The 22,485-nt window shown below is 66.9% G+C and carries 22 protein-coding genes; 7 read left to right on the top strand and 15 right to left on the bottom strand.

Annotation, left to right across the window (positions count from 1 at the left end):
* Positions 1–25 precede the first annotated feature (25 nt).
* Entirely contained in the window at positions 26–766 is a 741-nt protein-coding gene (locus tag G3N98_RS06100) for a hypothetical protein (RefSeq protein WP_206147594.1), read from the top strand.
* A 121-nt stretch (positions 767–887) separates the two neighbouring features.
* On the opposite strand, the gene G3N98_RS06095 is transcribed toward G3N98_RS06100, so the two are convergent.
* The 3 genes from G3N98_RS06095 to G3N98_RS06085 form a co-directional block, all read right to left on the bottom strand.
* Positions 888–2,027 (bottom strand): acyltransferase, encoded by a 1,140-nt coding sequence (locus G3N98_RS06095; protein ID WP_206147593.1) that lies wholly within the window; start codon positions 2,025–2,027, stop codon positions 888–890.
* On the bottom strand, positions 2,024–2,833 hold the full coding sequence (blaOXA, locus tag G3N98_RS06090) for an OXA-1043 family class D beta-lactamase (RefSeq protein WP_206147592.1): 810 nt from the start codon (positions 2,831–2,833) through the stop codon (positions 2,024–2,026). Before blaOXA ends, G3N98_RS06095 begins: the two co-directional genes overlap by 4 nt.
* A gap of 327 nt (positions 2,834–3,160) precedes the next feature.
* Positions 3,161–4,312, bottom strand: coding sequence for a porin (locus G3N98_RS06085; protein ID WP_089473999.1), 1,152 nt, complete (start codon positions 4,310–4,312; stop codon positions 3,161–3,163).
* Between the two features lie 571 nt (positions 4,313–4,883).
* On the opposite strand from G3N98_RS06085, the gene G3N98_RS06080 reads away from it, so the two are divergent.
* The 3 genes from G3N98_RS06080 (at position 4,884) to G3N98_RS06070 (ending at position 7,793) form a co-directional block, all read left to right on the top strand.
* A complete protein-coding gene (locus G3N98_RS06080) occupies positions 4,884–5,921 on the top strand; it encodes an ABC transporter substrate-binding protein (protein WP_206147591.1) in 1,038 nt (345 codons plus the stop codon).
* A 70-nt stretch (positions 5,922–5,991) separates the two neighbouring features.
* The gene (locus G3N98_RS06075; RefSeq protein ID WP_206147590.1) at positions 5,992–6,957 is read left to right on the top strand and encodes a proline/glycine betaine ABC transporter permease; all 966 of its coding nucleotides are present in this window, start codon (positions 5,992–5,994) and stop codon (positions 6,955–6,957) included.
* A gap of 14 nt (positions 6,958–6,971) precedes the next feature.
* Positions 6,972–7,793, top strand: coding sequence for a betaine/proline/choline family ABC transporter ATP-binding protein (locus tag G3N98_RS06070; RefSeq protein ID WP_206147589.1), 822 nt, complete (start codon positions 6,972–6,974; stop codon positions 7,791–7,793).
* Between the two features lie 154 nt (positions 7,794–7,947).
* Here the strand turns inward: G3N98_RS06070 and G3N98_RS06065 are convergent, their stop codons facing one another.
* From G3N98_RS06065 to G3N98_RS06030, 8 genes are all read right to left on the bottom strand, one after another.
* Positions 7,948–8,880, bottom strand: a complete 933-nt coding sequence (locus G3N98_RS06065; RefSeq protein ID WP_206147588.1) for an MBL fold metallo-hydrolase — start codon at positions 8,878–8,880, stop codon at positions 7,948–7,950.
* A gap of 372 nt (positions 8,881–9,252) precedes the next feature.
* A complete protein-coding gene (locus tag G3N98_RS06060) occupies positions 9,253–9,441 on the bottom strand; it encodes a hypothetical protein (protein ID WP_206147587.1) in 189 nt (62 codons plus the stop codon).
* A 1-nt stretch (position 9,442) separates the two neighbouring features.
* The gene (locus tag G3N98_RS06055; protein ID WP_206147586.1) at positions 9,443–9,841 is read right to left on the bottom strand and encodes a methyltransferase domain-containing protein; all 399 of its coding nucleotides are present in this window, start codon (positions 9,839–9,841) and stop codon (positions 9,443–9,445) included.
* Positions 9,842–9,920: 79 nt separating this feature from the next.
* Entirely contained in the window at positions 9,921–11,588 is a 1,668-nt protein-coding gene (locus G3N98_RS06050) for a GMC family oxidoreductase N-terminal domain-containing protein (RefSeq protein ID WP_206147585.1), read from the bottom strand.
* Positions 11,589–11,603: 15 nt separating this feature from the next.
* Positions 11,604–12,821: a mandelate racemase/muconate lactonizing enzyme family protein gene (locus tag G3N98_RS06045; RefSeq protein WP_206147584.1), complete on the bottom strand. Its 1,218-nt coding sequence runs from the start codon at positions 12,819–12,821 to the stop codon at positions 11,604–11,606.
* Positions 12,818–14,149, bottom strand: coding sequence for an MFS transporter (locus G3N98_RS06040; protein ID WP_241025771.1), 1,332 nt, complete (start codon positions 14,147–14,149; stop codon positions 12,818–12,820). The genes G3N98_RS06045 and G3N98_RS06040 overlap by 4 nt, the downstream gene beginning before the upstream one ends.
* 133 nt (positions 14,150–14,282) lie before the next feature.
* Complete coding sequence (gene aldA / locus G3N98_RS06035) at positions 14,283–15,707, bottom strand: aldehyde dehydrogenase (RefSeq protein ID WP_206147582.1); 1,425 nt, start codon at positions 15,705–15,707, stop codon at positions 14,283–14,285.
* A gap of 313 nt (positions 15,708–16,020) precedes the next feature.
* On the bottom strand, positions 16,021–16,959 hold the full coding sequence (locus G3N98_RS06030; protein WP_175016719.1) for a LysR substrate-binding domain-containing protein: 939 nt from the start codon (positions 16,957–16,959) through the stop codon (positions 16,021–16,023).
* 213 nt (positions 16,960–17,172) lie between these two features.
* Here G3N98_RS06030 and G3N98_RS06025 point away from each other — a divergent pair, with 213 nt between their 5' ends.
* Positions 17,173–18,048, top strand: a complete 876-nt coding sequence (locus G3N98_RS06025) for a LysR substrate-binding domain-containing protein (protein ID WP_206147581.1) — start codon at positions 17,173–17,175, stop codon at positions 18,046–18,048.
* A 169-nt stretch (positions 18,049–18,217) separates the two neighbouring features.
* Here the strand turns inward: G3N98_RS06025 and G3N98_RS06020 are convergent, their stop codons facing one another.
* The 3 genes from G3N98_RS06020 to G3N98_RS06010 all read right to left on the bottom strand — a co-directional run bounded on the left by G3N98_RS06020 (position 18,218) and on the right by G3N98_RS06010 (position 20,121).
* Complete coding sequence (locus tag G3N98_RS06020) at positions 18,218–18,571, bottom strand: hypothetical protein (protein WP_206147580.1); 354 nt, start codon at positions 18,569–18,571, stop codon at positions 18,218–18,220.
* Entirely contained in the window at positions 18,568–19,326 is a 759-nt protein-coding gene (locus G3N98_RS06015) for a hypothetical protein (protein WP_241025770.1), read from the bottom strand. The genes G3N98_RS06020 and G3N98_RS06015 overlap by 4 nt, the downstream gene beginning before the upstream one ends.
* A gap of 75 nt (positions 19,327–19,401) precedes the next feature.
* A complete protein-coding gene (locus G3N98_RS06010) occupies positions 19,402–20,121 on the bottom strand; it encodes a hypothetical protein (protein WP_206147579.1) in 720 nt (239 codons plus the stop codon).
* A gap of 230 nt (positions 20,122–20,351) precedes the next feature.
* On the opposite strand from G3N98_RS06010, the gene G3N98_RS06005 reads away from it, so the two are divergent.
* Both G3N98_RS06005 and G3N98_RS06000 read left to right on the top strand, forming a co-directional pair.
* Positions 20,352–20,609 carry a type II toxin-antitoxin system ParD family antitoxin gene (locus G3N98_RS06005; protein ID WP_206147656.1) on the top strand — a complete coding sequence of 86 codons (258 nt, stop codon included), beginning with the start codon at positions 20,352–20,354 and terminating at the stop codon, positions 20,607–20,609.
* A complete protein-coding gene (locus tag G3N98_RS06000; RefSeq protein ID WP_089475599.1) occupies positions 20,606–20,905 on the top strand; it encodes a type II toxin-antitoxin system RelE/ParE family toxin in 300 nt (99 codons plus the stop codon). The genes G3N98_RS06005 and G3N98_RS06000 overlap by 4 nt, the downstream gene beginning before the upstream one ends.
* Before the next feature lie 161 nt (positions 20,906–21,066).
* Here the strand turns inward: G3N98_RS06000 and G3N98_RS05995 are convergent, their stop codons facing one another.
* A complete protein-coding gene (locus G3N98_RS05995) occupies positions 21,067–22,401 on the bottom strand; it encodes an MFS transporter (protein WP_241025776.1) in 1,335 nt (444 codons plus the stop codon).
* Between the last annotated feature and the right edge of the window lie 84 nt (positions 22,402–22,485).

Raw genomic sequence — 22,485 nt, 5'->3', positions numbered from 1 at the left:
ACTGCATGAGGAACGGGAACGCCCGATGAAACGTCAGCTTCTCTGCGTGCTCGCCTGCGGGTGGGTTGCGCTGCCGGCCGTTGCAGCGGCCGATCTCGACGCCGTGCTGCTGCACGAGAGCCGCACGGTGTCGGCCGACGGCGTGACGCGCACGACGATGTATCGCGAACGGATGGTGCGCCGTGACGGGCACGTGTGGGTCGAACGCGTGATGCCCGTCGCGGCGGCGGGTGGTCACCGTAACGATCACGATCACGACCATGACCACGACGCGGGCGTTCGCGCCGGCATGCAGCCGGCCGCCGCCCACGCGGGCCACAAGCACTTCAACTTCCAGGCAGCCGCACGGCACGTGACGTACGACGGCAAGACGGCGCGCATCGAGTACGTGGACGCGGCGAACCGGACGGTCGTCAGCGTGCCGCCGGCCGAGTACGAAACCACGGGCTTCGACGGCTCGTGGGACAACGCGTACTACGTCACGCCGCCGTCGCGGTTGAAGCGGCTCGCGGCGGCGAAGCGCGGCGACGTACCCGGCACCCGCTGGTACGAGCAGGCGGTCGACACGCCCGGCGCGCGCGGCGTGAACCGGATCCTGTGGAGCGAGACGCTGCAGGCGCCGCTGTCGGTCGAGTACCGGAGCGCCGACGGCCGCGTGGTGCGCAAGCTGACGCTGACACCGGCGGCGGCCGCGCGGCGCGAGACGTTGCCGTGGCAGGCGCTCGCCAGCTATACGCGCAAGGAATATGCGGATTATCTCGACTGATCGACGAGGTCGACCGTCTGTACGCGGGGCTTGCGGTCAGGCCGGCCGGTATCGTCAAGCGATGCGGCCGGGCCCTGGCCGATTTTTTTGCGGCTGGCCGGCAGCCATTGCCGATGACACGCTAGAAGCGCGCGCCGTCCGGCACGCGCGTTGAAGGCCGCGACGCGACGCGCTTGATGAAGCGGTCGAGCGGTGTCGCATAGCCGCGCGCGATCGCCGCGCTCAGCGCCGCCGACAACACCAGATACGCGATCAGCAACACCAGCTTCGCGTCGCCATGCGTGGCCGACGGCGGCCAGACCGTGCGCAGCCCGCCAAGCACGATCAGGTGGAACAGGTACAGCTCGTAGCTCAGCTTGCCTGCCCGGCCCAGCGGTGCGAGCAGGCGGCCCTGCACGCGCTCGCCGTCGACGTGCGCGCCGATCAGCAGCACGGCCGTGCCGAGCGCCATCGCGGTGACGCCGGCGACATGGCTTTCAGCGATCGGCCACGCCAGATAAAGCGTGGCCATCGCCGCTGCGACGAGCCACTGCACGAGCGGCGCGGCCAGCCGCCGCCCGTTCACGCGCTCGGCCAGCAGCGCGGTGCAGCAGCCGATCGCGATGCCGTCGAACGACGCGAAGTACGCGTAGAGGAACCCGCCTTCATCACCGGCATGCGTGAAGCGGTACACGGGCCCGATCGCGGCGATGGCCGCCCAGAACGCGACGAGCCGCACATCGCGGCGCAACGCGATGCACAGCAGCGGAAACGACAGGTAGAACACCTCTTCGACCGACAGCGACCACAGCACGCCGAGCGCGTAGTTGACCCACCCGTACGCGCCGATCAGCACGTTCATCCAGAATGTCAGCGACGCGAGATTCACGAGCCAGAACGACACGGCGATGCCCTCCGGCGCATGGTTCTGGAAGATCGGCACGCCGGCCGCCGCGAGGCCGTTGACGAGCGCGAGCAGCAGGACCAGGCACGGGACGATGCGCGCGAGTCGCGACACGTAGAACGCACGCACGTCGACCGCGCCGAGGCTGCCCCAGCGGCGGCGCGCATTCGACGTGATCAGGTAGCCGGAGATCACGAAGAACATCGTCACGCCGTAGTTGCCGTTGCGCGCGATCGCATGCACGGCATCCCAACCGAATACGCGTGCCAGCGACGTGTCGCGCAGCGAATAGGGGATGTTGAAGTGATGCAGCAGGACGAGCACGATCGACACGCCGCGCAGCAGGTCGATCCGCGCGTTGCGCGGGCCGGTGCTCATTGCGGCCTGCCCGGTTCGGCGAGGGCCGGCAATGTTGCGAGGAACGTATCGCGTGCGCGCAGGCCGGCGTTCGGCGTCTGCCGCTCGTCGTCCTGGATCAGGTACGCGAACGCGACCTTGCGCGGCCCCTTGGCCGCCCAGCCGACGAACCAGCCGTACGCGTGCGATGCATCGTACTTGCGCCCCGGCGACCCGGTACCCGTCTTGCCATGCACGACCCAGCCGTCGGGCCGCGTGTCGATCAGCGTGATGCGCTCGGTCATGTCGTACGCGTGCGCGCTGACAGGCAGCGTCCGGTTCGCGATCTTGCGCATGAAGGCGACCTGCTCGAGCGGCGAGATGCGCAGCGACGCGTTGACCCACGCGCCCATCACACCGTTCAGTTCGCCCGCTGGACTGGTCGCGTCTTCGTTGCCGTAGCCGAAGGCGGTCGTGTACTGCTGGAAGCGTGCCTGCCCGAGCGCCTGCGTGACCTGTTGCGAGTACCAGAAGATCGACAGCTTCATCCAGCGCGCCGGGTCGGTCGGCTCGCGCCACGGTGCGCCGCCCCAGTCGGGGTAGCCGGCGTGGAAGTCGAGCGTCGGGGTGTGTGCGTCCTTCAGGACGCCCGCATCGAAGCCCATCAGGCTGATGGCGACCTTGAACGTCGACGCCGGCGTCACGCGGGTCGCGCAGTCGCCTTGCTGCACGAGCATCTGGCCGGTGGCGGCGTCGGCGACGACGGTGCAGATCGGGCGGGCATCGGAAGCCGCGGCGGCCAGGAGGCCGGCGGCGAAGGTGAACAGCGCGCGGCGCCAGTGCTTCAAGTGACACTCCTCGGGGATGGGCGGCAAGCGCGCGGTGCGGGCGGATAGCGGCGGGCCGTGCGCAAGGAAGGCGGCGGCCGGCATCGGGGATCGTGGGGATGGCGGCCGTCGCGGAAGCACACAGTGTATCGACGGATGGTCATTCGTTGACCTGTCACGGTTGACGGGACAAGCGCACGCTTTCTACCAATGCCGGCGACATCGGTCGGTCGCGCGTTGCGACGAACCATGAAAAAACCCGCCGGCAGGCTTGCGCTTGCGGGCGGGCAAAGACACCTCGGGCAGACCCGCGCGGGTGTCGCGTGAAGAACGGAGAACCGGGTTACATCAGAATTTGTGGCGCAGCGCGACGCGCACGGCCACCTGGTTCGACGTCGACGACGGCGCGTCGGTACCGGGGATGAACGCGTTGTCGAGGATCGAGTTGGTCTTGTCGCCGGCGATGTGCTGGTACGCGGCCTGCACGTACACGTCGGTGCGCTTCGACAGGTTGTAGTCGGCCATCAGCCCGGCCGAGTGGATCTTCGGCTTCGCGTTGCCGGTCGATGCGTCGTACTTCTCGAGCGACAGCACGTACTGCGCGCCGACCATGAACGCCGGCGTGATCTGGTACGAACCGTTCACCTCGAAGTTCTGGTACTTGATCGCGCTGACCGTCGCGCCCGGGGCGATGATCGCACCCGGCGTGCCGAGGTAGCCGTTGCCGGTCGGGTTCTTGTAGTTCGAGTTCGTGTACGCGAAGCCGACCGTCGCCTGGCCGAACGTGTAGTTGATGCCCGCGCCGAACACGCGCATGCGCTCGGCGATGTAGCTCGCGTCGTTCGCGGTGATCGCGCCGGCCGAGCCGTTGCCCGGATGGTTCGCCTGCAGGTACGCGGCGCCGATCAGCAGGCCGTTGTTCTGGTACTGCGCGCCGAAGCTGTACGCGCGGTTGTCCGAGAAGCTCGTGCTGTTGCTGAAGCTGTATGCGCCGCCGAACTGGAAGCCGCCGAAGTTCGGGCTCGCGTACTTCACCGTGTTGTCGAGGCGGAACGAGTTGTCGGTGTTGTCGTTGTCGAACGGGTGCGCGAGCAGGTAGCCGCCCCAGTTGCCGTTGGCCGTGGTCGGCGCGAGATAGTCGACGACGGAGTCGTACTGGCGGCCGAACGTCAGCGTGCCGTACTGCGCCTGGCTCAGGCCGACGTACGCCTGGCGACCGAACATGCGGCCGCCCTGGTTGAGCCGGCCGCTGTTCACGTCGAAGCCGTTTTCGAGCTGGAAGATCGCCTTCATGCCGCCGCCGAGATCCTCGCTGCCCTTCAGGCCCCAGCGGCTGCCCTGCGCGTAGCCGCTCGCCATCTCGTAGACGTGGCCGGTGCCGACGTTGTTCGTGTAGTTCAGGCCTTCGTCGATCACGCCGTACAGCGTGACGCTGCTTTGCGCGAACACGGGGGCCGCGAAGGTTGCCGTTACGGCGAGCGCCGTCAGGGTCTTTTTCATTGAGAGATCTCCGTGATATCCAGCTGGTATCGGTTGTCGTGAGCGCGTCCGGCGAGGCGCGCCCCGTCATCCGGGGCGACCCGATGCAGCGCGCGCGGCGCCGGGTCGCGCATGGCGCGGCGGCGCGGCAACCGGCAGCGTCGGGTCGTGTCTCCTCCGATGACACCGCGCATTCTTCCCAAGCCGGCAAGGAACCGAAAGCGAGTAATTTCGATGGATGGGATCGGGTTCGCCAATGGGGTCGCGACAGGCCGTTTCGACAGTCGAAACGGGGCGTGGCGTGCCGCGCTGCAACGCCGGCCGCGCAACGGCCGAACGCGGAGGCGGCGCGGCCCGCGCCGGGTCTTGAACGGGCTCGGAAAATCGGCCGCGAGGCCCGTCCGGCGGGCCTGACAGCGCGCCCAGGGATCGATCGACGCCGCCGATTGCAATGATCGGAATTACTCGTTTCCCTAAACAAATTGGCGGCGGAAACATGCAGGCTGACCGGACGTGGATACGTTCACGCTTCGCCGGTCGCCGCGCATGCCGCGACGCACAAACAACAGATTCGATTTGGAGACGACCCACCATGCAGATTCGACGACTGAAAACGGTCCTTCTCGCCGCCGCGGCGATCCTGTCCGCGCCTGCCGCCCACGCGGCCGGCGGCGCGTGCACCGACGGCAAGACGGTCCATTTCGCGGGCATCACGTGGGAAAGCGGGTCGTTCGCGACCGAAGTGCTGCGGCAGATCATGGAGAAGGGCTACGGCTGCAAGACGGACGTCGTGCCGGGCAGCACGGCCGCCACCGAAACGGCGCTCGCGCGCAACGACCTGCAGATCTGGGCCGAGCAGTGGACGGGCCGCAGCGAGATCACCGCGAAGGCCGTCTCGTCGGGCGCCGTGAAGCTGATCGGCGACACGCTGCCGGGCGGCACGACGGAAGGCTGGTTCGTGCCCGACTACGTGGTGAAGGGCGATCCGGCGCGCAACATCAAGCCGGTCGCGCCGGGGCTCGTGTCGGTCGACGATCTGCCGAAGTACAAGCAGGTGTTCGCCGACGAGGAGGAACCGGACAAGGGCCGTTTCCTGAACTGCCCGACGGGCTGGGACTGCGAGCGCGTGAACACGCGCCTGTTGCGCGTGCTGAAGCTCGACCAGTCGTACACGAACTTCCATCCGGGCACGGGTGCTGCGCTCGACGCGGCGATCGCGTCCGCGTACCAGCGTGGCGCGCCGATCGTGTTCTATTACTGGGGCCCGGCCGCGCTGATGGCGAAATACAAGTTCACCGCGCTGAAGATGCCGGCCTATAACGAATCATGCTGGAAGACGTTGCGCGACGAGAGCAGCACGCATCAGTGCGCGTCGTCGTACATGGTGTCGCGGCTGACGGTCGGCGTGTCGAAGCCGTTCGCCGATGCGAACCCCGATCTCGTCGGCGTGTTCGGCAAGGTGCGTTTCCCGATGGACTTCCTGAACCAGACGATCCTCGAGATGACCACGAAGAAGATCGACGGCGCGGCGATGGCCACGCAGTTCCTGAAGACCCGCCAGGACATGTGGAAGCAGTGGGTGCCGGCCGACGTCGCGCAGAAGATCGCCGGCAGCCTGAAGGGCGCGTAACCTGCGCGCGGCGGCGGGCCCGCGCCCGCCGCCGCCGTCACGCGCCTTCGCGGCGCGACGGAGACTCAACATGAACGGCTTCTTTCTGCACCTGTCGATCGCCGACTGGGTGAACAGCGCGCTCGAGACGTTCGTCGCGCAATACGGCGACGGCTTCCATCATTTCAGCGTACTGGTGCTGCGCTACCTGCTCGTGCCGCTCGAAGGCGCGCTGCGCGTGGCGCCGCCGTGGCTCGTGCTGCTGGTCGTCGGCGCGATCGCGTGGAACGCGACGCGCCGCATCGGCCTCGGCGTGCTTTTCATGCTGCTGCTTTACGCCATCGGCTGCTTCGGCCTGTGGGACAAGCTGATGCAGACGCTCGCGCTGATGCTCGTCGCGACGGTGCTGTCGGTCGCGATCGGCGTGCCGGTCGGCATCCTCGCGTCGCGCAGCGCGTGGCTGCGGCGGATGCTGCTGCCGGTGCTCGACGTGATGCAGACGCTGCCGAGCTTCGTGTACCTGATCCCGGTGCTGATGCTGTTCGGCCTCGGCAAGGTGCCCGCGATCCTCGCGACGATCATCTACGCGCTGCCGCCGCTGATCCGCCTGACCGATCTCGGCATCCGCCAGGTCGATCCGGACGTGACGGAAGCCGCGCGCGCATTCGGCACGACGCGCTGGCAATTGCTCGTCAACGTGCAGTTGCCGCTCGCCCGGCCGAGCATCATGGCCGGCATCAACCAGACGACGATGATGGCGCTGTCGATGGTCGTGATCGCGTCGATGATCGGCTCGCGCGGGCTCGGCGAGGACGTGCTCGCGGGCATCCAGACGCTCGACGTCGGCAAGGGGACGCAGGCGGGCCTCGCGATCGTGATTCTCGCGATCGTGATCGACCGGATCAGCCAGGGCTTCGGCCAGGAGCGCCGCGCCCGGCGGCGGCTCGCGCAGCAGCGCCGGCAGAAGGGCGCGTCGCGCGTGCCGTACCGGCTGCCGCGCAAGGCGCAGTCGGCGGGCGTCGATTCGAATCGGGCGACGCAGTCGTCGCGGGCATAGGAACGGAGACAGACATGGCGACCATCGACGTCAAACACGTATACAAGCTGTTCGGGCCGCAGGCCGCGCATGCGCGCGTGCTCGACCTGCTGCGCTCGGGCAAGCGCAAGGCCGACGTGCTGGCCGAAACGGGCTGCAACGTCGGGCTCAACGACGTGAGTCTCGGCATCGAGTCGGGCGAGATCTTCGTGATCATGGGGTTGTCGGGCTCGGGAAAATCGACGCTCGTGCGGCACTTCAACCGGCTGATCGAGCCGACGGCCGGCGAGATCGTGATCGACGGCCGCGACGTGATCCAGCTCGACGCGCACGGGCTGCGCGAGCTGCGCCGCTTCAAGGTCAGCATGGTGTTCCAGAACTTCGGGCTGCTGCCGCACCAGACCGTGCTCGACAACGCCGCGTATGCGCTGCGCACGCGCGGCGAGAAGCGGCACGATGCGGCCGAGGCCGCGCGCAACTGGCTGACGAAGGTCGGGCTCGACGGCTATGGCGATCACTATCCGGACGAGCTGTCGGGCGGGATGCGGCAGCGCGTCGGGCTCGCGCGCGCGCTGGCGGCCGATACCGACGTGCTGTTGATGGACGAGGCGTTTTCCGCGCTCGATCCGCTGATCCGTACCGAGATGCAGGATCAACTGCTCGAACTGCAGGCGACGCTCGCGAAGACGATCGTGTTCATCACGCACGATCTGGACGAAGCGCTGCGCATCGGTGATCGCATCGCGATTTTGCGCGACGGCACGCTCGTGCAGGTCGGGACGCCGGACGATATCCTGTCGCGGCCGGCGGATGATTATGTGCGGCGGTTCGTGGAGAAGCGCGCGAGTGTGAATTGACGGCGGCATGAAGAACGGCACGCCGAGACAGGCGGCGTGCTTTTTTTCCGGCGCCACGGCGACGACACGTAATCGTCCACGAAAAACCGCCGCGAGTCCCGTGGATACGCGGCGGTTTCGTCGTGATCGTCGAGCGCCGATCCGTAACCAGTAATCAGTAATCCCACAGAACCGGCACGAACCGGAATCTGTCGCCGTTCCTGGCGATATGACCGATCGACGGAAACGCGACGTGCGCGGCGGCCAGCAGCGCGCCGGTCTCGGCGGCTTCATTGAACAGTGCGATACGCACGGCGGCAGCCGTTTCAGGATCGTGCTCGAAGCCGTTTTGCCACTCGGGATGATCGAAGTTGACTTCGAAGATCGCATCGCCCGCGAACGTCAGCTTCTCGCCGTTCGATGCGATGTCCACGACGCAGTGCCCGGGCGTGTGCCCGCCCGTCACGCGCGCCGACACGCCTGCGGCGACTTCCACGGTCTGGTCGAACTGGACGATGTTTTCGCCGTAGAGCGTCACGAACTTCTCGGCCGCCTTGCGCAGGGCCGGCGGCACCGTTTCCGGCATCACCGTCTTGCTGAAGTCCGGATTTTTCCAGAACGCCACTTCCGCGGCCGACACGTGAATGCGCACGTCCGGGCGCAGCTTGGCCTTGACGCCGTCGACATTCAGCCCGCCGACGTGATCCATGTGCATATGGGTAATCACGATATCGGTGAGCGCCGACAAATCGATGCCGGCCGATTCCAGACGCATCACCGACTTCCCGGCGCGCGTGAAGTATTCGAAGCCGTCGCCCACGCCGGAGTCGATCAGGATCAGGCGTTCGCCGCTGCGCACGAGCGCGATGTTCAGCGCCCAGTCGAACATGTCGCGTTGGAGGAAACGGCCGTCGAACCAGGCGTTGCGGTCCGCTTCGCTCACGTTGGTGGACATGGTGGAGGTCGGCAGCGGCAGAATGCCGTCGCTGATCAGCACGACGTCGACGTCACCCACGCGGACGGCGTAGCGGGACGGCACGAGTTCGCCTGAACCTTTCTTGCCGAGGTCGGAGATAACCGGCTGAACATTGCGGGTGGTTTCGATCATCATCAATAGTCCTATTCATCAAGTGGGGTAAGTCGCACTTCAGGGTGCGGGTCACGAGCACGACCACGAATTTCGCGCGTTTCGCTTCGCTCGACTTTCAACCGGCGTGAGAAGGATTGTAGTCAGGGGGATGAAAGGCGGAAGCACCGGGAGCGCACACATCATGTTGTTCGACCGGCAACAATCGACGACGGGCGGGAAGCGACGGGCCAGGCGAGGGGCGGATGGATCGACGCGCCGTTCACCGACCGCGACGCTTCCTATCCGCGGACGGTTGCAGGGCGGCTGCACGCTGCGCCGGTGGTGATCGGGCCGGACGCGCATGCGCTTCGCCGGCGAGCGGCGAGCGTCGCCGGTTTCGACGTGCGGCCGCTACTTCGTGCCGAGCACGCAAGCGAGCGGATGCGACGGTACCCCGTTGCGATGGATGACAACCGATGCGAAGCCGGCTTCGGTCATGAGGCGAGCCAGCGTGTCGGGCCGGTACGCGTCGTACGGCGCACGCTCGATGTCGCGTACGGTGAGCGCGGCGATGCCACCGCTTCTGACGACGCGGCGCAATTCACCCAGGCCGAGCGCCGGGTTGCGCCCAGAAGTAGATGCAGTTGATCGAGAAGACCTTGTCGAACGCGTCGTCCGCGAACGGAAGCGCGTCGACGGAGCCGAGCGAGAGCCGTACGCGGCCTTGCTCGATGAACACGCGATTCAGCTGCCTGGCGGCGGCCAGCATGGTCGCGGAATGATCGACCCCGGCGATGCGGCAGGATGGGGCGGCTTCAGCGGCGAGCCTGATCGCATCGCCGGGGCCGAACCCGACTTCGAGGGCCTGCTCGCCGTCGCCGATCGCGAGCAGCGACAGCGTCCACACGTTGTCCGGCCGGTTGTAGCGGCGCATGATGCGGCCGACGATCCATCCGACGAGGCCGCGCGGCCGGCCGGGTTGCCCGAGATGAGTGGTCATGGCGTTTTCCTTCCGGTTTGCCTGAGAGCAAACGGCGTGCCGCATGCGCGGCACCCGGGAAAACACGGCGGCCACCATTTCAGTGTGCGACGGTTTCCCGTTCGCCGGCCTGCGTGCCCGTCCTGTCGCCGCGCAGCGCATCCGCCAGGATCAGGTCCGCGCCTTTCTCCGCGACCATCATCGTCGGCGCGTTGATGTTGCCCGACGTGATGTTCGGAAACACCGACGCATCGACGATCCGCAGCGCCTGCAGCCCGTGCACGCGCAGCGACGCATCGACCACCGACGTCGCCGCGTCCGGCCCCATCGCGCACGAGCCGCACAGGTGATAGATCGAACCCGACTGCTCGCGGAAGTACTGCAGCATCGCTTCGTCGGAATCCACCTGCGGCCCCGGCGAGATCTCCTCGACGGTCATCGACTTCAGCGCCGGCGCACGCATCAGCGCCCGGATCACCTTGCTGCCCTGCACGGCTTCGTCGAGATCCTTCTGCGTGGTGAGCGCGTTGATGTGGATCTTCGCGGCATCTTCCGCGCGGTTCGACGCGATCTCGATCGTGCCGCGGCTCGTCGGCCGGCACGGGTTGAACGCGATCAGGAAACCCGAATAAGGCTCGGGCTTGATGCTCGCGCGATCGCTCTTCGGAATCCGGTACGACAACGGGTTGAAGTAGAGCTGGAGGTTCGGCTCCGGCGTATCGTCCGTGCCGCGGAAGAAGCCGCCCGCCTGGTTCACGCTCATCGCGAGCGGGCCGCGCTTCGTCAGCAGGTAGCGCAAGCCGATCTTCATCTTGCCGATGAGCGTGCCCATCTCGTCGTTCAGCGTCGGCCGGTTCGCCTTGAAGTAGAAGCTCACGCACAGGTGGTCCTGCAGGTTGCGGCCGACCGCCGGCAGCGCATGCACGAGCGGCACGCGCCGGCGCGCGAGCAGCGACGGATCGCCGACGCCCGACAGTTGCAGCAGCTTCGGCGTATCGACCGCGCCGGCCGCGAGGATCACCTCGCGCGCGGCGACGAGCGTCTCGTCGCCGTGTTCGCCCGCGACGACCACGCCGGTCGCACGCGTGCCGTCGAACGTCACGCGCCGCACGAGCACGCCCGAGCGCAGCGTGAGGTTCGCGCGGCCCAGCGCGGGGCGCAGGTACGCGAAGCTGCTGGAGCAGCGCTCGCCGTGCTTCGTGTTCAGGTCGTAGATGCCCGCGCCTTCGAACCGCGCGCCGTTGAAATCGTCGGTGCGCGGCAGGTTCAGTTGCCCGCAGCCCTTCAGGAATTCGTGGACGATCGGATGCACGTCGGCCTTCATCGACGTGATGTGGATCGGCCCGGTCGAGCCATGATGCTGCGGATCGGTCGTGCCGGCCGCGTGGGTTTCGAGCTTGCGGAAGTACGGCAGCACGTCGTCGTACGCCCAGCCCGGATTGCCGGCGTTCGCCCAGTCGTCGTAGTCGCTGCGCTGGCCGCGCACGTAGACCATCGCGTTGATCGAGCCCGATCCGCCGACCACCTTGCCGCGCGGGCAGTACAGCTTGCGGTCGGCGAGCTGCGCCTCGGGCTCGCTGTAGTACATCCAGTTGTAGCGGCGGTTGTAGTAGGTTTTCGTGAAGCCGACCGGCACCTTGAACCAGAACGACGCGTCGCGCTCGCCCGCTTCGAGCAGCAGCACCGAGTGCCGGCCCGATTCGCTCAGGCGGTTCGCGAGGATGCAGCCGGCCGAGCCCGCGCCGACGATGATGTAGTCGTAGCTCATGTCTGTCCTTTGCGCTCAGCCCTTCGCGGGGGCGAGATCCTTCACGTCGACGGGGTGTTCGCCCATCTGCAGGTGAAGCCGTTCGCCGGTGTACGGCGTGTGGCGCTTCACGACGTCCATGTCGAGCTCGATGCCGAGGCCCGGTTCGGTCGACGGGATGATGTAACCGTCTTCCCAGCGGATCGGCGTCTTCACGACTTCCGCGTGGAAACCGCCCCACGTCATGATGCTTTCCTGGATCAGGAAGTTCGGCGTGCAGGTCGCGAGCTGGATGCTCGCGGCCGCGCCTACCGGGCCGTTGTACAGGTGCGGCGCGATCTGCGCGTAGTGCACTTCGGCGAGCGTCGCGATCTTCTTCGCTTCGAGCAGGCCGCCCACGCGCGCGACGTTCAGTTGCAGGATCGATGCGCCACCGGCTTGCAGCAGCTTGTGGAACTCGTACTTGGTCGTCAGGCGCTCGCCGGTCGCGATCGGAATCGACGTGTGCTGCGCGACTTGCGCGATCGCTTCTTCCTGGCCGGGGGGAACCGGCTCCTCGAACCACAGCGGGTCGTATTTCTCGAGCCGCTTCGCGAGCCGGATCGCCGACGACGGCACCATCTGCCCGTGCGTGCCGAACAGCAGGTCGGCCTTGCTGCCGACGGCTTCGCGCACGCGTCGGCAGAACAGCTCGCAACGGTCGAGCACTTCGAGCGACAGCTGATGGCCCGAGTAAGCGGTGTACGGGCCGGCGGGGTCGAACTTGACGGCCGTGAAGCCGAGCTTCACGTTCTCCGCCGCGCATTCGGCGGCGAGGTCGGGATCGTCGTAGTCGTATTCGCCCTTCGCGTTCTTCGGGTACAGGTACGTGTACGAGCGCAGCCGCTCGTGGATCTTGCCGCCGAGCAGTTCGTACACGGGCTTGGCCGCAGCCTTGCCGATGATGTCCCAGCACGCCATCTCGAGGCCGCTGACGACGCCCATCATCGTGAGATCGGGCCGCTGCGTGAAGCCGCTCGAATACGCCTGGCGGAACAGCCGCTCGACGTGGTGCGGGTCGCGGTTCAGCAGATGGCGTTCGAACACGTCGTCGATGATCGGCGCCATCGCCTTCGGGCCGAACGTCGCCGAGTAGATCTCGCCGACGCCTTCGATGCCGTCGTCCGTCTTCAGCTTCACGAAGATCCAGTACATCCCGCCGACATGCGGCGGCGGCACGGCAACGATATGGGTTTCGAGCGAAACGATCTTCATGCGGACTCCTGGATGCGATTGAGGCGGTACTTGAGGAATGCGGCGGCGCCCGCGCCGCAGAGCGCGATGGCCGCGATATAGCCGAAATAGAGCTGGTAGCCGTGCGCGCCCGGGTAGGTCTGCGTCACGTAGCCGTTGATCAGCGGCACGAACACGTCGGGCGAATAGCCGAGCACCGAGATCAGGCCGATCGCGAGGCCCGCGCAATGCGTCGGCACCTTGCAGTCGTCGAGCAGCGACCAGTACAGGCCGCGGATCGCGTAGGTGAGGATGCCGATGAACAGCACGAGCACGACGAGCATCGCCTGCGGGCTGTGTGCCGGTGCGGCGATCAGCCCGACCAGCGACAGCGCGGCGAGCACCAGCGCCCAGAACAGCACGGACACCTTCGATACGCGGTCGCCGAGGAAGCCGCCGCCAATGCCGCCGACGGGGCGCATCCACAGCTTGAGCGTCGTGATGAAGCCGGCCGCCGTCGCGCTGAGCCCGAAGTTGCCTTCGTGCAGGTACGCGGAGAAGCTGTAGGTCGCCCAGAACACCTGGTAGCCGCAGAACACGATCGCGGCGACGAGCCACAGCTCGGGGATCGCCGCGAGCGTCTTCAGGTCGGTCAGCACGTTGCCCTTGGCGCGCTTCGTGGCCGCGGCACGGTCGCCCGTGCTCGACGGATCCTTCACCAGCGCGAGCAACACGCCGAGCGCGATGCAGAAGAACGCGTACAGGTGGACGACGAGCTTGAAGCCGGCTGCGTCAGTGCCGCCGCGTGCCTGCGTGACGTACGCGAACAGCGTGATCGCGATCGTCGCGAGCAGTGCCTCGACGAGGCCGCGGCCGCCGTCGAGCAGGCCGAAGAAGCGGCCCTGTTCGTCGGGGCCCGCGATCATGTTCACGCGCTTGATCACGGCCGCCCAGAACGTGAGGCCGGTGGTCAGCCCCCAGCCGCCGAAGATCAGCACCAGCAGGTCGAACGACGGCCCGGTCGCGTAGACGAGCCCGAGCGCGCCGGTGGCGAGCAGCGAGAAGCAGATCAGCCAGCGCGGCGACAGGCGGTCGGCCAGCCAGCCGCTCGGCAAATAGCTGATCAGGAAGATCGTGCCGAGCGACGAATACAGGTAGCCGAGCTGCACGTCGTCGATACGGAAGAACTGCAGCATCGTCGGCTGGTACACCTGCCGCAGATACAGCATCGGGTAGATCGCGCCCGCGGCGATCACGAGCAGCAGCAGTTGCAGGTAGCGTTGCGCGCGGGAATGCTGCGACGCGTGGGCGTCGAGCGCCTTGTCCTGCAACGCGAGCGACGCGGCGGGTGTCGACGGTTGGGTCGGCATGATGTCTTCCTCCATCAGGCATCCTTGAGGCGGAGGCCTGCAGATTTTTTATGTTCTGGTTGGGTCAGGGGCGGCGCGCGCGGCGTGGTGTTTGAGTGCGCGCGCCGGAAACGGTGCGTTTGGCGTGGCGACGTCAGTACTTCATGACGACGAGGCGCGTCTGCGTGAATTCGAGCATCCCGTGCTTGCCGTCGTCGCCGCCGAGGCCCGAGCGCTTCCAGCCGGCGTGGAAGCCCTGGTACGGATCGGCCGGCGTGCGGTTCACGTACAGCTCGCCGGCTTCGATCGCGTTCGCGACGGTCATCGCGGTGCGGTAGCGCTCGGTGTAGAGCACCGACGACAGGCCGAACTGGTGGTCGTTCGCGAACCCGATCGCTTCGTCGATCGTCGTGTAGCGCAGCACGGGCATGATCGGGCCGAAGGTTTCCTCCTGCACGATCTCCATGTCCTGCCGCACGCCGGTGAGCAGCGTGGCCGGGTAGAAGAAGCCGGGGCCGGCCGGAATCGCACCGCCGGTTTCGAGCGTCGCGCCGGCTGCGATCGCGCGTTCGACCATCCCGTGGATGTGCGCGCGCGCCGATGCGCTGACGAGCGGGCCCATCCGCGACGCGTCTTCCGCACGGTCGCCGATGCGCACGGCCGCCATCTTCTCCTTCAGCAGCGCGACGAAGCGGTCGTGCACGCTGTCGTGCACGTACACGCGTTCGATGGCCGTGCAGAGCTGGCCGCAGTGCGTCGTCTTCGACGCGACGAGCGCGGCGGCCGCGCGTTCGAGGTCGGCGTCGGGCTCGATGATCGCGGGCGTCTTGCCGCCGAGTTCGAGCGACGGCTTCGCGATGTTCGCCTTGCAGTAGTCGAGCACCTTGCGGCCCGCGTTCACGCTGCCCGTCAGCGTGATCATCCCGACGGCCGGATGCGTGCACAGCGCTTCGGCCGTCGCGTGATCCATCGTCAGGATGTTGACGACGCCCGGCGGGAAGCCCGCATCGTCGGCGGCTTTCGCGATCTCGAACGCGGACACCGGCGTGTGGTTGCTCGGCCGCACGACCACGGTGTTGCCGGCAATCAGCGCGGGCGCGACCTTGCGCAGCAGCGTGTAGACCGGGTAGTTGAACGGGATCAGGCAGGCGACGACGCCGATCGGCTCGCGCTGCAGGAACAGGTTCTCGTCGGGCGTGTCGCTCGGGATGATCTCGCCCTCGATCCGGCGCGCCCACTCGGCGTGGTAGCGCGTGATCTGGCCCGCGTAGACGGCTTCGTTCGACGCGTCCTCGACGCTCTTGCCGGATTCCTGCGCGAGCGCCGCGCCGATCTCGGGCGCACGCGCGGTCAATGCGTCGGCGAAGCGGTGCAGGTACGTGGCGCGTTCGGCGCTCGGCCGCGTGCGCCACGCCTTCTGCGCGGCGGCCGCGGCGTCGACGGCGGCGAGCGCGTCGGCCGGTGTCGCGGCCGGCACGCGCGCGAACGGCGCTTCGGTGGCGGGATTGTGGACGACGATGAACGTGTCGCTTTCCGGGGCGACGAAACGGCCGTTCACGTAGTTGCGTTCGGTGCGCATGAAGTGACTCCTCCGATGAATGCAGGCGGATCGCTTCGAGTGGCGACACGCGTGGCACGGGATAGCGGCCATTCTGTTCATGCGTTTAGCGCACGACAAACGACTTATTTTCGCGTCGAACATGAGAAAAACGCACGTTACTCGGCGAATCGGCCGGAGTCGCCCGTCCGGCAAGGCTGCCGTGGCGTGGGCCCGTGGGGGAGCGGGCGGAGGGCTGTCGTATTTTCCGACTGGTCCGAGTGCGGACGGGCGTGGAAGCCGGTAAGGTGTCGCCCGCGGCGGTTGGTGGAGGGTGGCCGGGGAGGGACGCGTGCTAGGCCAGCGGCACTTGCGGCAGCGGCGACGACGGTTCGAGATGGCGCTTCGCGAGCCACACTTCCTGCTGCAGCCAGTCGCGGAACTGGACGATGTGCGGCAGGTTCGTCTGCTCGGGCCGCGTGACGAACCAGTACGACTGGTGGCCGTCGACGTGCACGTTGAGCACCTGCATCAGTTGCCCGGTCGCGAGTTCGCGCGCGACCATGTGGCGGTCCGCGATCGTGATGCCGAGGCCGTCGATCGCCGCGCGGATCGCATGGTCGAGCAGGTCGAATTCGTAGCCGCCGCGCGTGTCGACGTCGGCGATGCCGGCTGCTTTCAGCCAGTGCTGCCAGGTCAGGTAGCGCTGGTCGTCAGTGGCGAGCACGTGCAGCAGCGTGAAGCGGTTCAGGTCGATCGGCGTGCCGTCCTGTCGCAGCCGCGCATACAGCGCGGGCGCGCAGACGGCGATATGCTGCTCCTGCATCAGCAGTGCGTTGTCGAAGCCGTCCCATTCGCCGTCGCCGAAGCGGATCGCGCAGTCGAGCACGCGCGATTCGCCGAGGCTGTCGTGGATGCGGGTCGTGAGGCTCAGCTCGAATTCGGGATGCGCGTCGCGCAGCCGGCCGAGGCGCGGCATCAGCCAGCGCGCGGCGAAGGTGGGCGGCACGTTCGCGCGCAGGCGGTTCAGGTGGGTTTTTTCCTGCAGGCTGCGCACGGTCAGCTCGATCTTGTCGAACGACTGCTGCAGCGCGCGCAGCAGCACGCGGCCGGCCGCGGTCAGTTCGAGCTGGTGATGGCGGCGCTCGAGCAGGGTTTCGCCGAGCTGGCCCTCGAGCTGGCGAACCTGGCGGCTCACCGCGCTCTGCGTCACGTTGAGCAGCTCGGCCGCGCGCGTGAAGCTGCCGGTGCGGCCGGCCATCTCGAAGGCTTTCAGCGCATTCAGCGCCGGCATCTTGCGTCTCACGGGGCGGTGTCGTGTTTGGTGCGGGATGCTTATTGTAGGCGGGCGGCGCGGGCGCGGGGTCGCTGAATGGCGGCGACGTTGGGCGCGGGGGTTTGACGGTAGGGCGGCTGGCGTGCCTCGACGTGACAAGGCTGCCCGCAGGCGGGCCGGCGGTGCCGGCCGGCAACGATACGAACGATACGAACGAAGGGGACACACATCATGCGACGCCTGCCATCGTTGATCGCACTGCGATTTTTCGAGGAGACCGCGCGTCACCTGAGCTTCAACCGCGCGGCGGTTTCGCTGTGCGTGACGCAAGGGGCGGTGAGCCGGCAGATCCGGCTGCTCGAGGAAGCGCTCGGCGCGCGGCTGTTCGAGCGCGATCACAAGGGCGTGCGCCTGACCGATGCCGGCGAGCGCTTGCTGCCGTTCATCGGGCAGGCGTTCGACACGATCGAACGGGGCGTCGGCGAAATCGCCGCCACGCGGCCGGGTGCGAAGCGGCGGCTGACGGTGTCGCTGCCGCCGACGTTCGCGACGCAGTGGTTTTCGCCGCGGCTCGGCACGCTCGCGGAGGCGCTGCCCGACGTCGAGCTGTCGATCCGCACGGAGCCGGATGACGATTGCCATTGCCACATCCGCTTCGGGCGCGCGGCGCGGGCCGGGATGCAGTCGGAGCTGCTGATGATGGAGCGGCATGCGCTCGTCGGCGCGCCGCGCTATCGCGGCGATGCGCTGGATGTGCTGCTGGGCCGGTTGCCGTCGCTGCATGTGCTGCACGAAGGCAAGCGCCTGACGCTGTGGGCCGACTGGTGCGAGCAGGCGGGCGTGCCGCCGGCGCGGATCGGCGACGGCATCGAGTTCTCGACGCTCGAACAGGCGATCCGCGCGGCGCGCAAGGGCGCGGGGCTCGCGGTGGTCGACCTCAACATGATCGAGGAGGAGATCGGCGAGGGCAGCCTCGTGCGGCTGTCGCCGGTGCAGCCGATCGGGCCGTTCGGGTACTGGCTCGATGTCGAGCCGGAGAGTGTGGCGGTCGAGCCGGTGATCGCGTTTGCCGCGTGGTTGCGGGAGCAGGCGGGGAGGCGGGGGTAGGGGGCCTCGTTGCTGAGATGCGGCTGATCGTTCTGTGGAAACAATCGGATCAGTCCGCGTCGGTCGCGCAGTGCTTCCTGCCTGGGCGTCTGTCAAAGATCGTTACGAGCTGAAGACTGGCTAGATCGTCGTTGAACCGAGCCGTGCGGTTGCGCTCCATTGCCGCGGGTTACAGGTCGGGATCCTGTCCGAAGTGCATGAGTGTTTCCCGGCGACAGCGGGCTTCGGCATCGGCCATCGAGATGATCTGCAACGTGCTCTTCGAGTGATCGATCGGTCCGACGTCGAAGACTTTTCTTTGTGGCGGTGATACCGGCTTGCCGGCCGGTTGCGCGGGGTATTCGGCGGCAGATGTCAGCGCCACGGGCGCTTGACCGTGATGGCGTGCGCTCGCGACGAGTTCGCCGATGAGCAGCCGGATTTCCGAGAGACGAATGGGGCGATTCTCGTTCGTCGTGCGGCTGCGCCTGGCTATTTGCTTCGCGAATCGGAAGCCCGTGATCGGATGGCGTTTTTGAGTCATTCGTAAATTCCTTTTTCGATCAAGTATTGCTGCAGCGTCAGCACTGAATGGCCATGCGGGGCAACCTCGAATGTCATCCAGCGATGCGACCCGGCGACGCGCCAGAAGTCCCGCCCGAATCGCGTTGCGTAGAGTGCACGTAGCGACCGAAGCGACCGATCGGCCAGCCCGACCGGATATCCGGGGAAATACTGGAACAGCGCAGCCTCGTCACCGAGCCGATTTGGAATGGGCGCATCGAAGCCGAACCTGGGCCATGCGTAGTATCCGGAGAGCCGCGGCCCGCCGGGTTCCGGCGCGGCTTTGCGACCGCCTATCCCGAACGCGCTGATCCGGGCAATCTTCAACCTATCGCACGCTCTAACGATTCGCCATAGCATCGCTGCACCGAGTCCGGCGACAGCGTTATCGACAAGATCGATGGATCCCAATTCGAGTACGGACGAGTCCCGGGTTTGAAGCACGGAGACGCGATTCTCCGATCGGATCAATGTCGGGTGCGTGACGGCGAACGTCAGCCTGTCCGCGCTGTCGAGATAGGCTTGAATGTCCGACCCGGCCGGCGCGCCGCACAACGAAACGAGCAGTTCGTCGGAGACGCTGCCGCTCACCCCAAGCAACGCGGAAATATCGAGGTCGTTTCGATCGACCGTGAGCCGATCGTCGAAGTACGTCGTCTCGTACGGCAGGACATGACCGAGATCGACAGGTTGAGCGGGCATGGCTTCCGGCAATGAATGGAAAGCACCCAGCATATCGGCGCGAATCCGGCAGACAGAGTCCGCCAAACGGCCAATCACGAGACGGAGCGCCCGCCCGTCCCGCCCGCCCTACGACCAGTCGAACGTCAGCAGCGCCACGCGGCTGGCCGGCTCGTAAAACAGCAGAATCGAGTCCGCGCCCATCGCGCGGTATTCCCAGCCGGTGACGCGGGCGACGAAGCGAAAGCGCGCACCGTCGGGGCCGAGCGGCCGGATATCGTCGGGATTGCGGTCGTCGACCGGAAAATCCGACGTGCCCGCCCAGTTGCCCCAACCGACTGTTCCGCCGAGCTGGTCGATCAGGTTGCACGGCTTTTCCTGGCTGAAATCGCGCTCGTCGGGCGCGTACTGGTTGGACGAGTAGAGCACGCCGTATTCGGCGAACCGCTGGCGCGCGGTTTCGATGCTGGCCTGCTGCTCGGCGTAGTGCGCCTCCAGTTCCGCGCGATAGCCCGCGTCATGCGCGCCCGGCGGGTTTTCCAGATAGAAGTAGCGCGGGTCGCCGAGCAGCGTGTAGCGGTCGTTCTCGTCGAGCCGGAACCCGATCCAGTTCGCGCGCAGATAGTCGTTGTGATACGCGGCCGTGTCCTGCCCGACGAGCCCGTCGTACGGCTCGACGGGGCTGAGCAGGTGGATCCAGCCCTCCCACGACGGATTGACCGTCGACAGGTCGATCGATATCAGCGGATGCAGGTGGCGCGCGAGTGCGGCATGCGGCTCGGCAAAGACGTCGGCGTCTGGCGGGTAGACCTTCAGGCCAGGTTGTGGCGTGACGATGTCTTCAATCATGATCGCTGCTCGCACGGTGAGGGTCCGGTAAGGCTACACGAGTGCGCACGAAAACCGGATGAAGGTCCGGCGCCAGAGCAGCCTGCCTGAAGCGTGTCCGGTTCCGTCCATCCGCCCCGATCGGCACGTCGAAAGCATTCGCGCCGATCTTTGGGAGACCCTCTTCTTGATAATAGTTGATAGGCGCGATACGCTCGATGGATCGAATTCAATCCGGTCGGGAGGTCGACATGATCAGTGCGGAACTCGGGCAGCAACTGGAGGCTTACGTCGCGAAGCTGGTCGAATCAGGCCGCTACGGATCCAAGAGCGAAGTGCTTCGCGAAGGTGTACGCCTCATCCAGGATCGCGAGGCACAGCTGAACGCGCTGGACGCTGTGATCGCGCGCAGCCTGTCCGATGTGGAAGCCGGACGCGGCGCCGATGCGGCGGAAGTCTTCGATCGTCTCGAGGTGAAGTATCGGGCCCAGGCGGATCGGCAGGCCTGACCGTGCGCCTGTCCGACTTTGCGATTGCCGAACTCGAAGCGATCGCCGATTACATTGCACGCGACAACCCGCAACGCGCCGTAACGTTCGTGCGGGAGGTTCGCGATAAATGCCTGAGCCTGGCCGCGATGCCGCTGGCGTTTCCGCTGGTGCCGCGCTACGAGCGTCACGGCGTGCGGCACCGCGCGTACGGCAACTACCAGATCTTCTATCGGGTCGTCGGCGATTCGCCTGCGCGGATCGACATTCTTCACGTCCTGCACGGCGCGCGGGACTACGCATCGATCCTGTTCTGAACGAACGTGCGCATCGCATCGCGTCTCAAATGAACGAACCCGGCCACGGCCGGGTTCGTTCGAATCGAGCGCAGCATCGCCGCAGCGTATCAGCGGCGTGTCGATACGAAAGCCTCGATCGAGCGCGATGAAGCAGGCGGCCACGCAGCCCGCCGCCCTCATCAATGCCCCGACGCCTCCTCCAGCGTCAGGTGCTTCGTCTCCGGCGCCCACGCGATCGACACGATCATCCCCACCAGCAGCACGCCCGCCAACGCGAACATCGTCGCGTGAAAGCCGAGCGTGGCGATGCCGACCGGCAGCAGGAACGTGCCGATCGCCGAACCGAGCCGGCTGCACGCGATCGCGAGCCCCACGCCGCTCGCGCGCACTTCGGTCGGGAAGCACTCGGGCGGAAACACGCCGACGAGGTTGCTGAACGCCGACATCGTCAGCGTGAAGATCGCGAACGCGACGATCATCGCGAGGGCCGCCGACGACGGCAGCACCGCCAGCGCGACGAGCGACGCGCACGTCACCGCGAACGAGCCGATCAGGAAGCCGCGCCGCGACAGCCGGATCGTCAGCCAGATGCCGATCAGCGCGCCCAGCACCAGGAAGCCGTTCAGCAGCAGGTCGGCGCCGAAACCTTCAGCGAGGCCGATCGTCTTCAGGATCGTCGGCAGGAACGTGTAGATCGCGAAATACGGAATCACGAGGCACACGAAGAACGCGCAGTTGAACATCGTGCGGCGGATCAGGTCACGCCGGAACAGCCGCGCGAAGCCGCCATGCGCATGCGGCTCGGTCGAACCATCGAGCATCACGTGCGGCCCGAAATGCTTCGCGACGATCGCACGTGCTTCCTTCTCCCGGCCCTTGCCGAGCAGCCAGCGCGGCGATTCGGGCGTGCCGATCCGCAGCACCAGCACGATCAGCGCGGGCAACGCCGCCGACGCGAGCAGCCAGCGCCACGCGTCGGGCGTGACGTCGCTGTACGCGAGGCCGAGCACGTTCGCGGCGACATAGCCGATCGTCCAGATCACGCTGAACGAACCGAGCAGCGCACCGCGATGCTTGCGCGGCGAGAATTCGGCGAGGATCGCGTGGCCGACCGTGAAGTCGCCGCCCATCCCGAAGCCGATCAGCACGCGCAGCACGCACAGTTCGAGCGGCGACGTGACGAAGCATTGTGCGAACGCGGCCGCCGTGATGATCACGAAGCTCGTCAGGAAGATCTTCTGCCGGCCCATCCGGTCGGACAGCCAGCCGAACACGAGGCTGCCGAAGAAGATGCCGATCAGCGCCGAGCTGCCGATCATCCCCATCCAGAACGCGTCGATCGGCATCTGCCTGCCGAGCGCGGCGAGCGCGTAGCCGATCGTGCCGAGCGTGTAGCCCTCGGTGAAATGCGCGCCGAACGTCAGGCCGGCGATCTTCACGTGGAAGCGGTTGAGCGGCACGTCGTCGAGCGCGACGGGGCGGTGCGGCGCATCGGCGCCACGCGACAGCGGCAACGCGCGTGCGGTGCCGGATTGAACGTTGGCTTGAGTCAAGCTGCCTCCTGGATTGTTATCGGGCACGCCGCGGCGCGCGCGGGA

The sequence above is a fragment of the Burkholderia sp. Tr-20390 genome, assembly GCF_017104595.1.
GTDB lineage: Bacteria > Pseudomonadota > Gammaproteobacteria > Burkholderiales > Burkholderiaceae > Burkholderia.
Note: the sequence above shows the minus strand (reverse complement) of the source record. Positions and strands in the feature narration are given on the sequence as shown.

Excerpts from the sequence above, each read along its gene's own strand:
- G3N98_RS06100 (WP_206147594.1), top strand. The coding sequence starts at position 26 with ATGAAACGTCAGCTTCTCTGCGTGCTCGCCTGCGGGTGGGTTGCGCTG.
- G3N98_RS06095 (WP_206147593.1), bottom strand. The coding sequence starts at position 2,027 with ATGAGCACCGGCCCGCGCAACGCGCGGATCGACCTGCTGCGCGGCGTG.
- G3N98_RS06085 (WP_089473999.1), bottom strand. The coding sequence starts at position 4,312 with ATGAAAAAGACCCTGACGGCGCTCGCCGTAACGGCAACCTTCGCGGCC.
- G3N98_RS06080 (WP_206147591.1), top strand. The coding sequence starts at position 4,884 with ATGCAGATTCGACGACTGAAAACGGTCCTTCTCGCCGCCGCGGCGATC.
- G3N98_RS06075 (WP_206147590.1), top strand. The coding sequence starts at position 5,992 with ATGAACGGCTTCTTTCTGCACCTGTCGATCGCCGACTGGGTGAACAGC.
- G3N98_RS06070 (WP_206147589.1), top strand. The coding sequence starts at position 6,972 with ATGGCGACCATCGACGTCAAACACGTATACAAGCTGTTCGGGCCGCAG.
- G3N98_RS06065 (WP_206147588.1), bottom strand. The coding sequence starts at position 8,880 with ATGATCGAAACCACCCGCAATGTTCAGCCGGTTATCTCCGACCTCGGC.
- G3N98_RS06055 (WP_206147586.1), bottom strand. The coding sequence starts at position 9,841 with ATGACCACTCATCTCGGGCAACCCGGCCGGCCGCGCGGCCTCGTCGGA.
- G3N98_RS06050 (WP_206147585.1), bottom strand. The coding sequence starts at position 11,588 with ATGAGCTACGACTACATCATCGTCGGCGCGGGCTCGGCCGGCTGCATC.
- G3N98_RS06045 (WP_206147584.1), bottom strand. The coding sequence starts at position 12,821 with ATGAAGATCGTTTCGCTCGAAACCCATATCGTTGCCGTGCCGCCGCCG.
- G3N98_RS06040 (WP_241025771.1), bottom strand. The coding sequence starts at position 14,149 with ATGCCGACCCAACCGTCGACACCCGCCGCGTCGCTCGCGTTGCAGGAC.
- aldA (WP_206147582.1), bottom strand. The coding sequence starts at position 15,707 with ATGCGCACCGAACGCAACTACGTGAACGGCCGTTTCGTCGCCCCGGAA.
- G3N98_RS06030 (WP_175016719.1), bottom strand. The coding sequence starts at position 16,959 with ATGCCGGCGCTGAATGCGCTGAAAGCCTTCGAGATGGCCGGCCGCACC.
- G3N98_RS06025 (WP_206147581.1), top strand. The coding sequence starts at position 17,173 with ATGCGACGCCTGCCATCGTTGATCGCACTGCGATTTTTCGAGGAGACC.
- G3N98_RS06020 (WP_206147580.1), bottom strand. The coding sequence starts at position 18,571 with ATGACTCAAAAACGCCATCCGATCACGGGCTTCCGATTCGCGAAGCAA.
- G3N98_RS06015 (WP_241025770.1), bottom strand. The coding sequence starts at position 19,326 with ATGCTGGGTGCTTTCCATTCATTGCCGGAAGCCATGCCCGCTCAACCT.
- G3N98_RS06010 (WP_206147579.1), bottom strand. The coding sequence starts at position 20,121 with ATGATTGAAGACATCGTCACGCCACAACCTGGCCTGAAGGTCTACCCG.
- G3N98_RS06005 (WP_206147656.1), top strand. The coding sequence starts at position 20,352 with ATGATCAGTGCGGAACTCGGGCAGCAACTGGAGGCTTACGTCGCGAAG.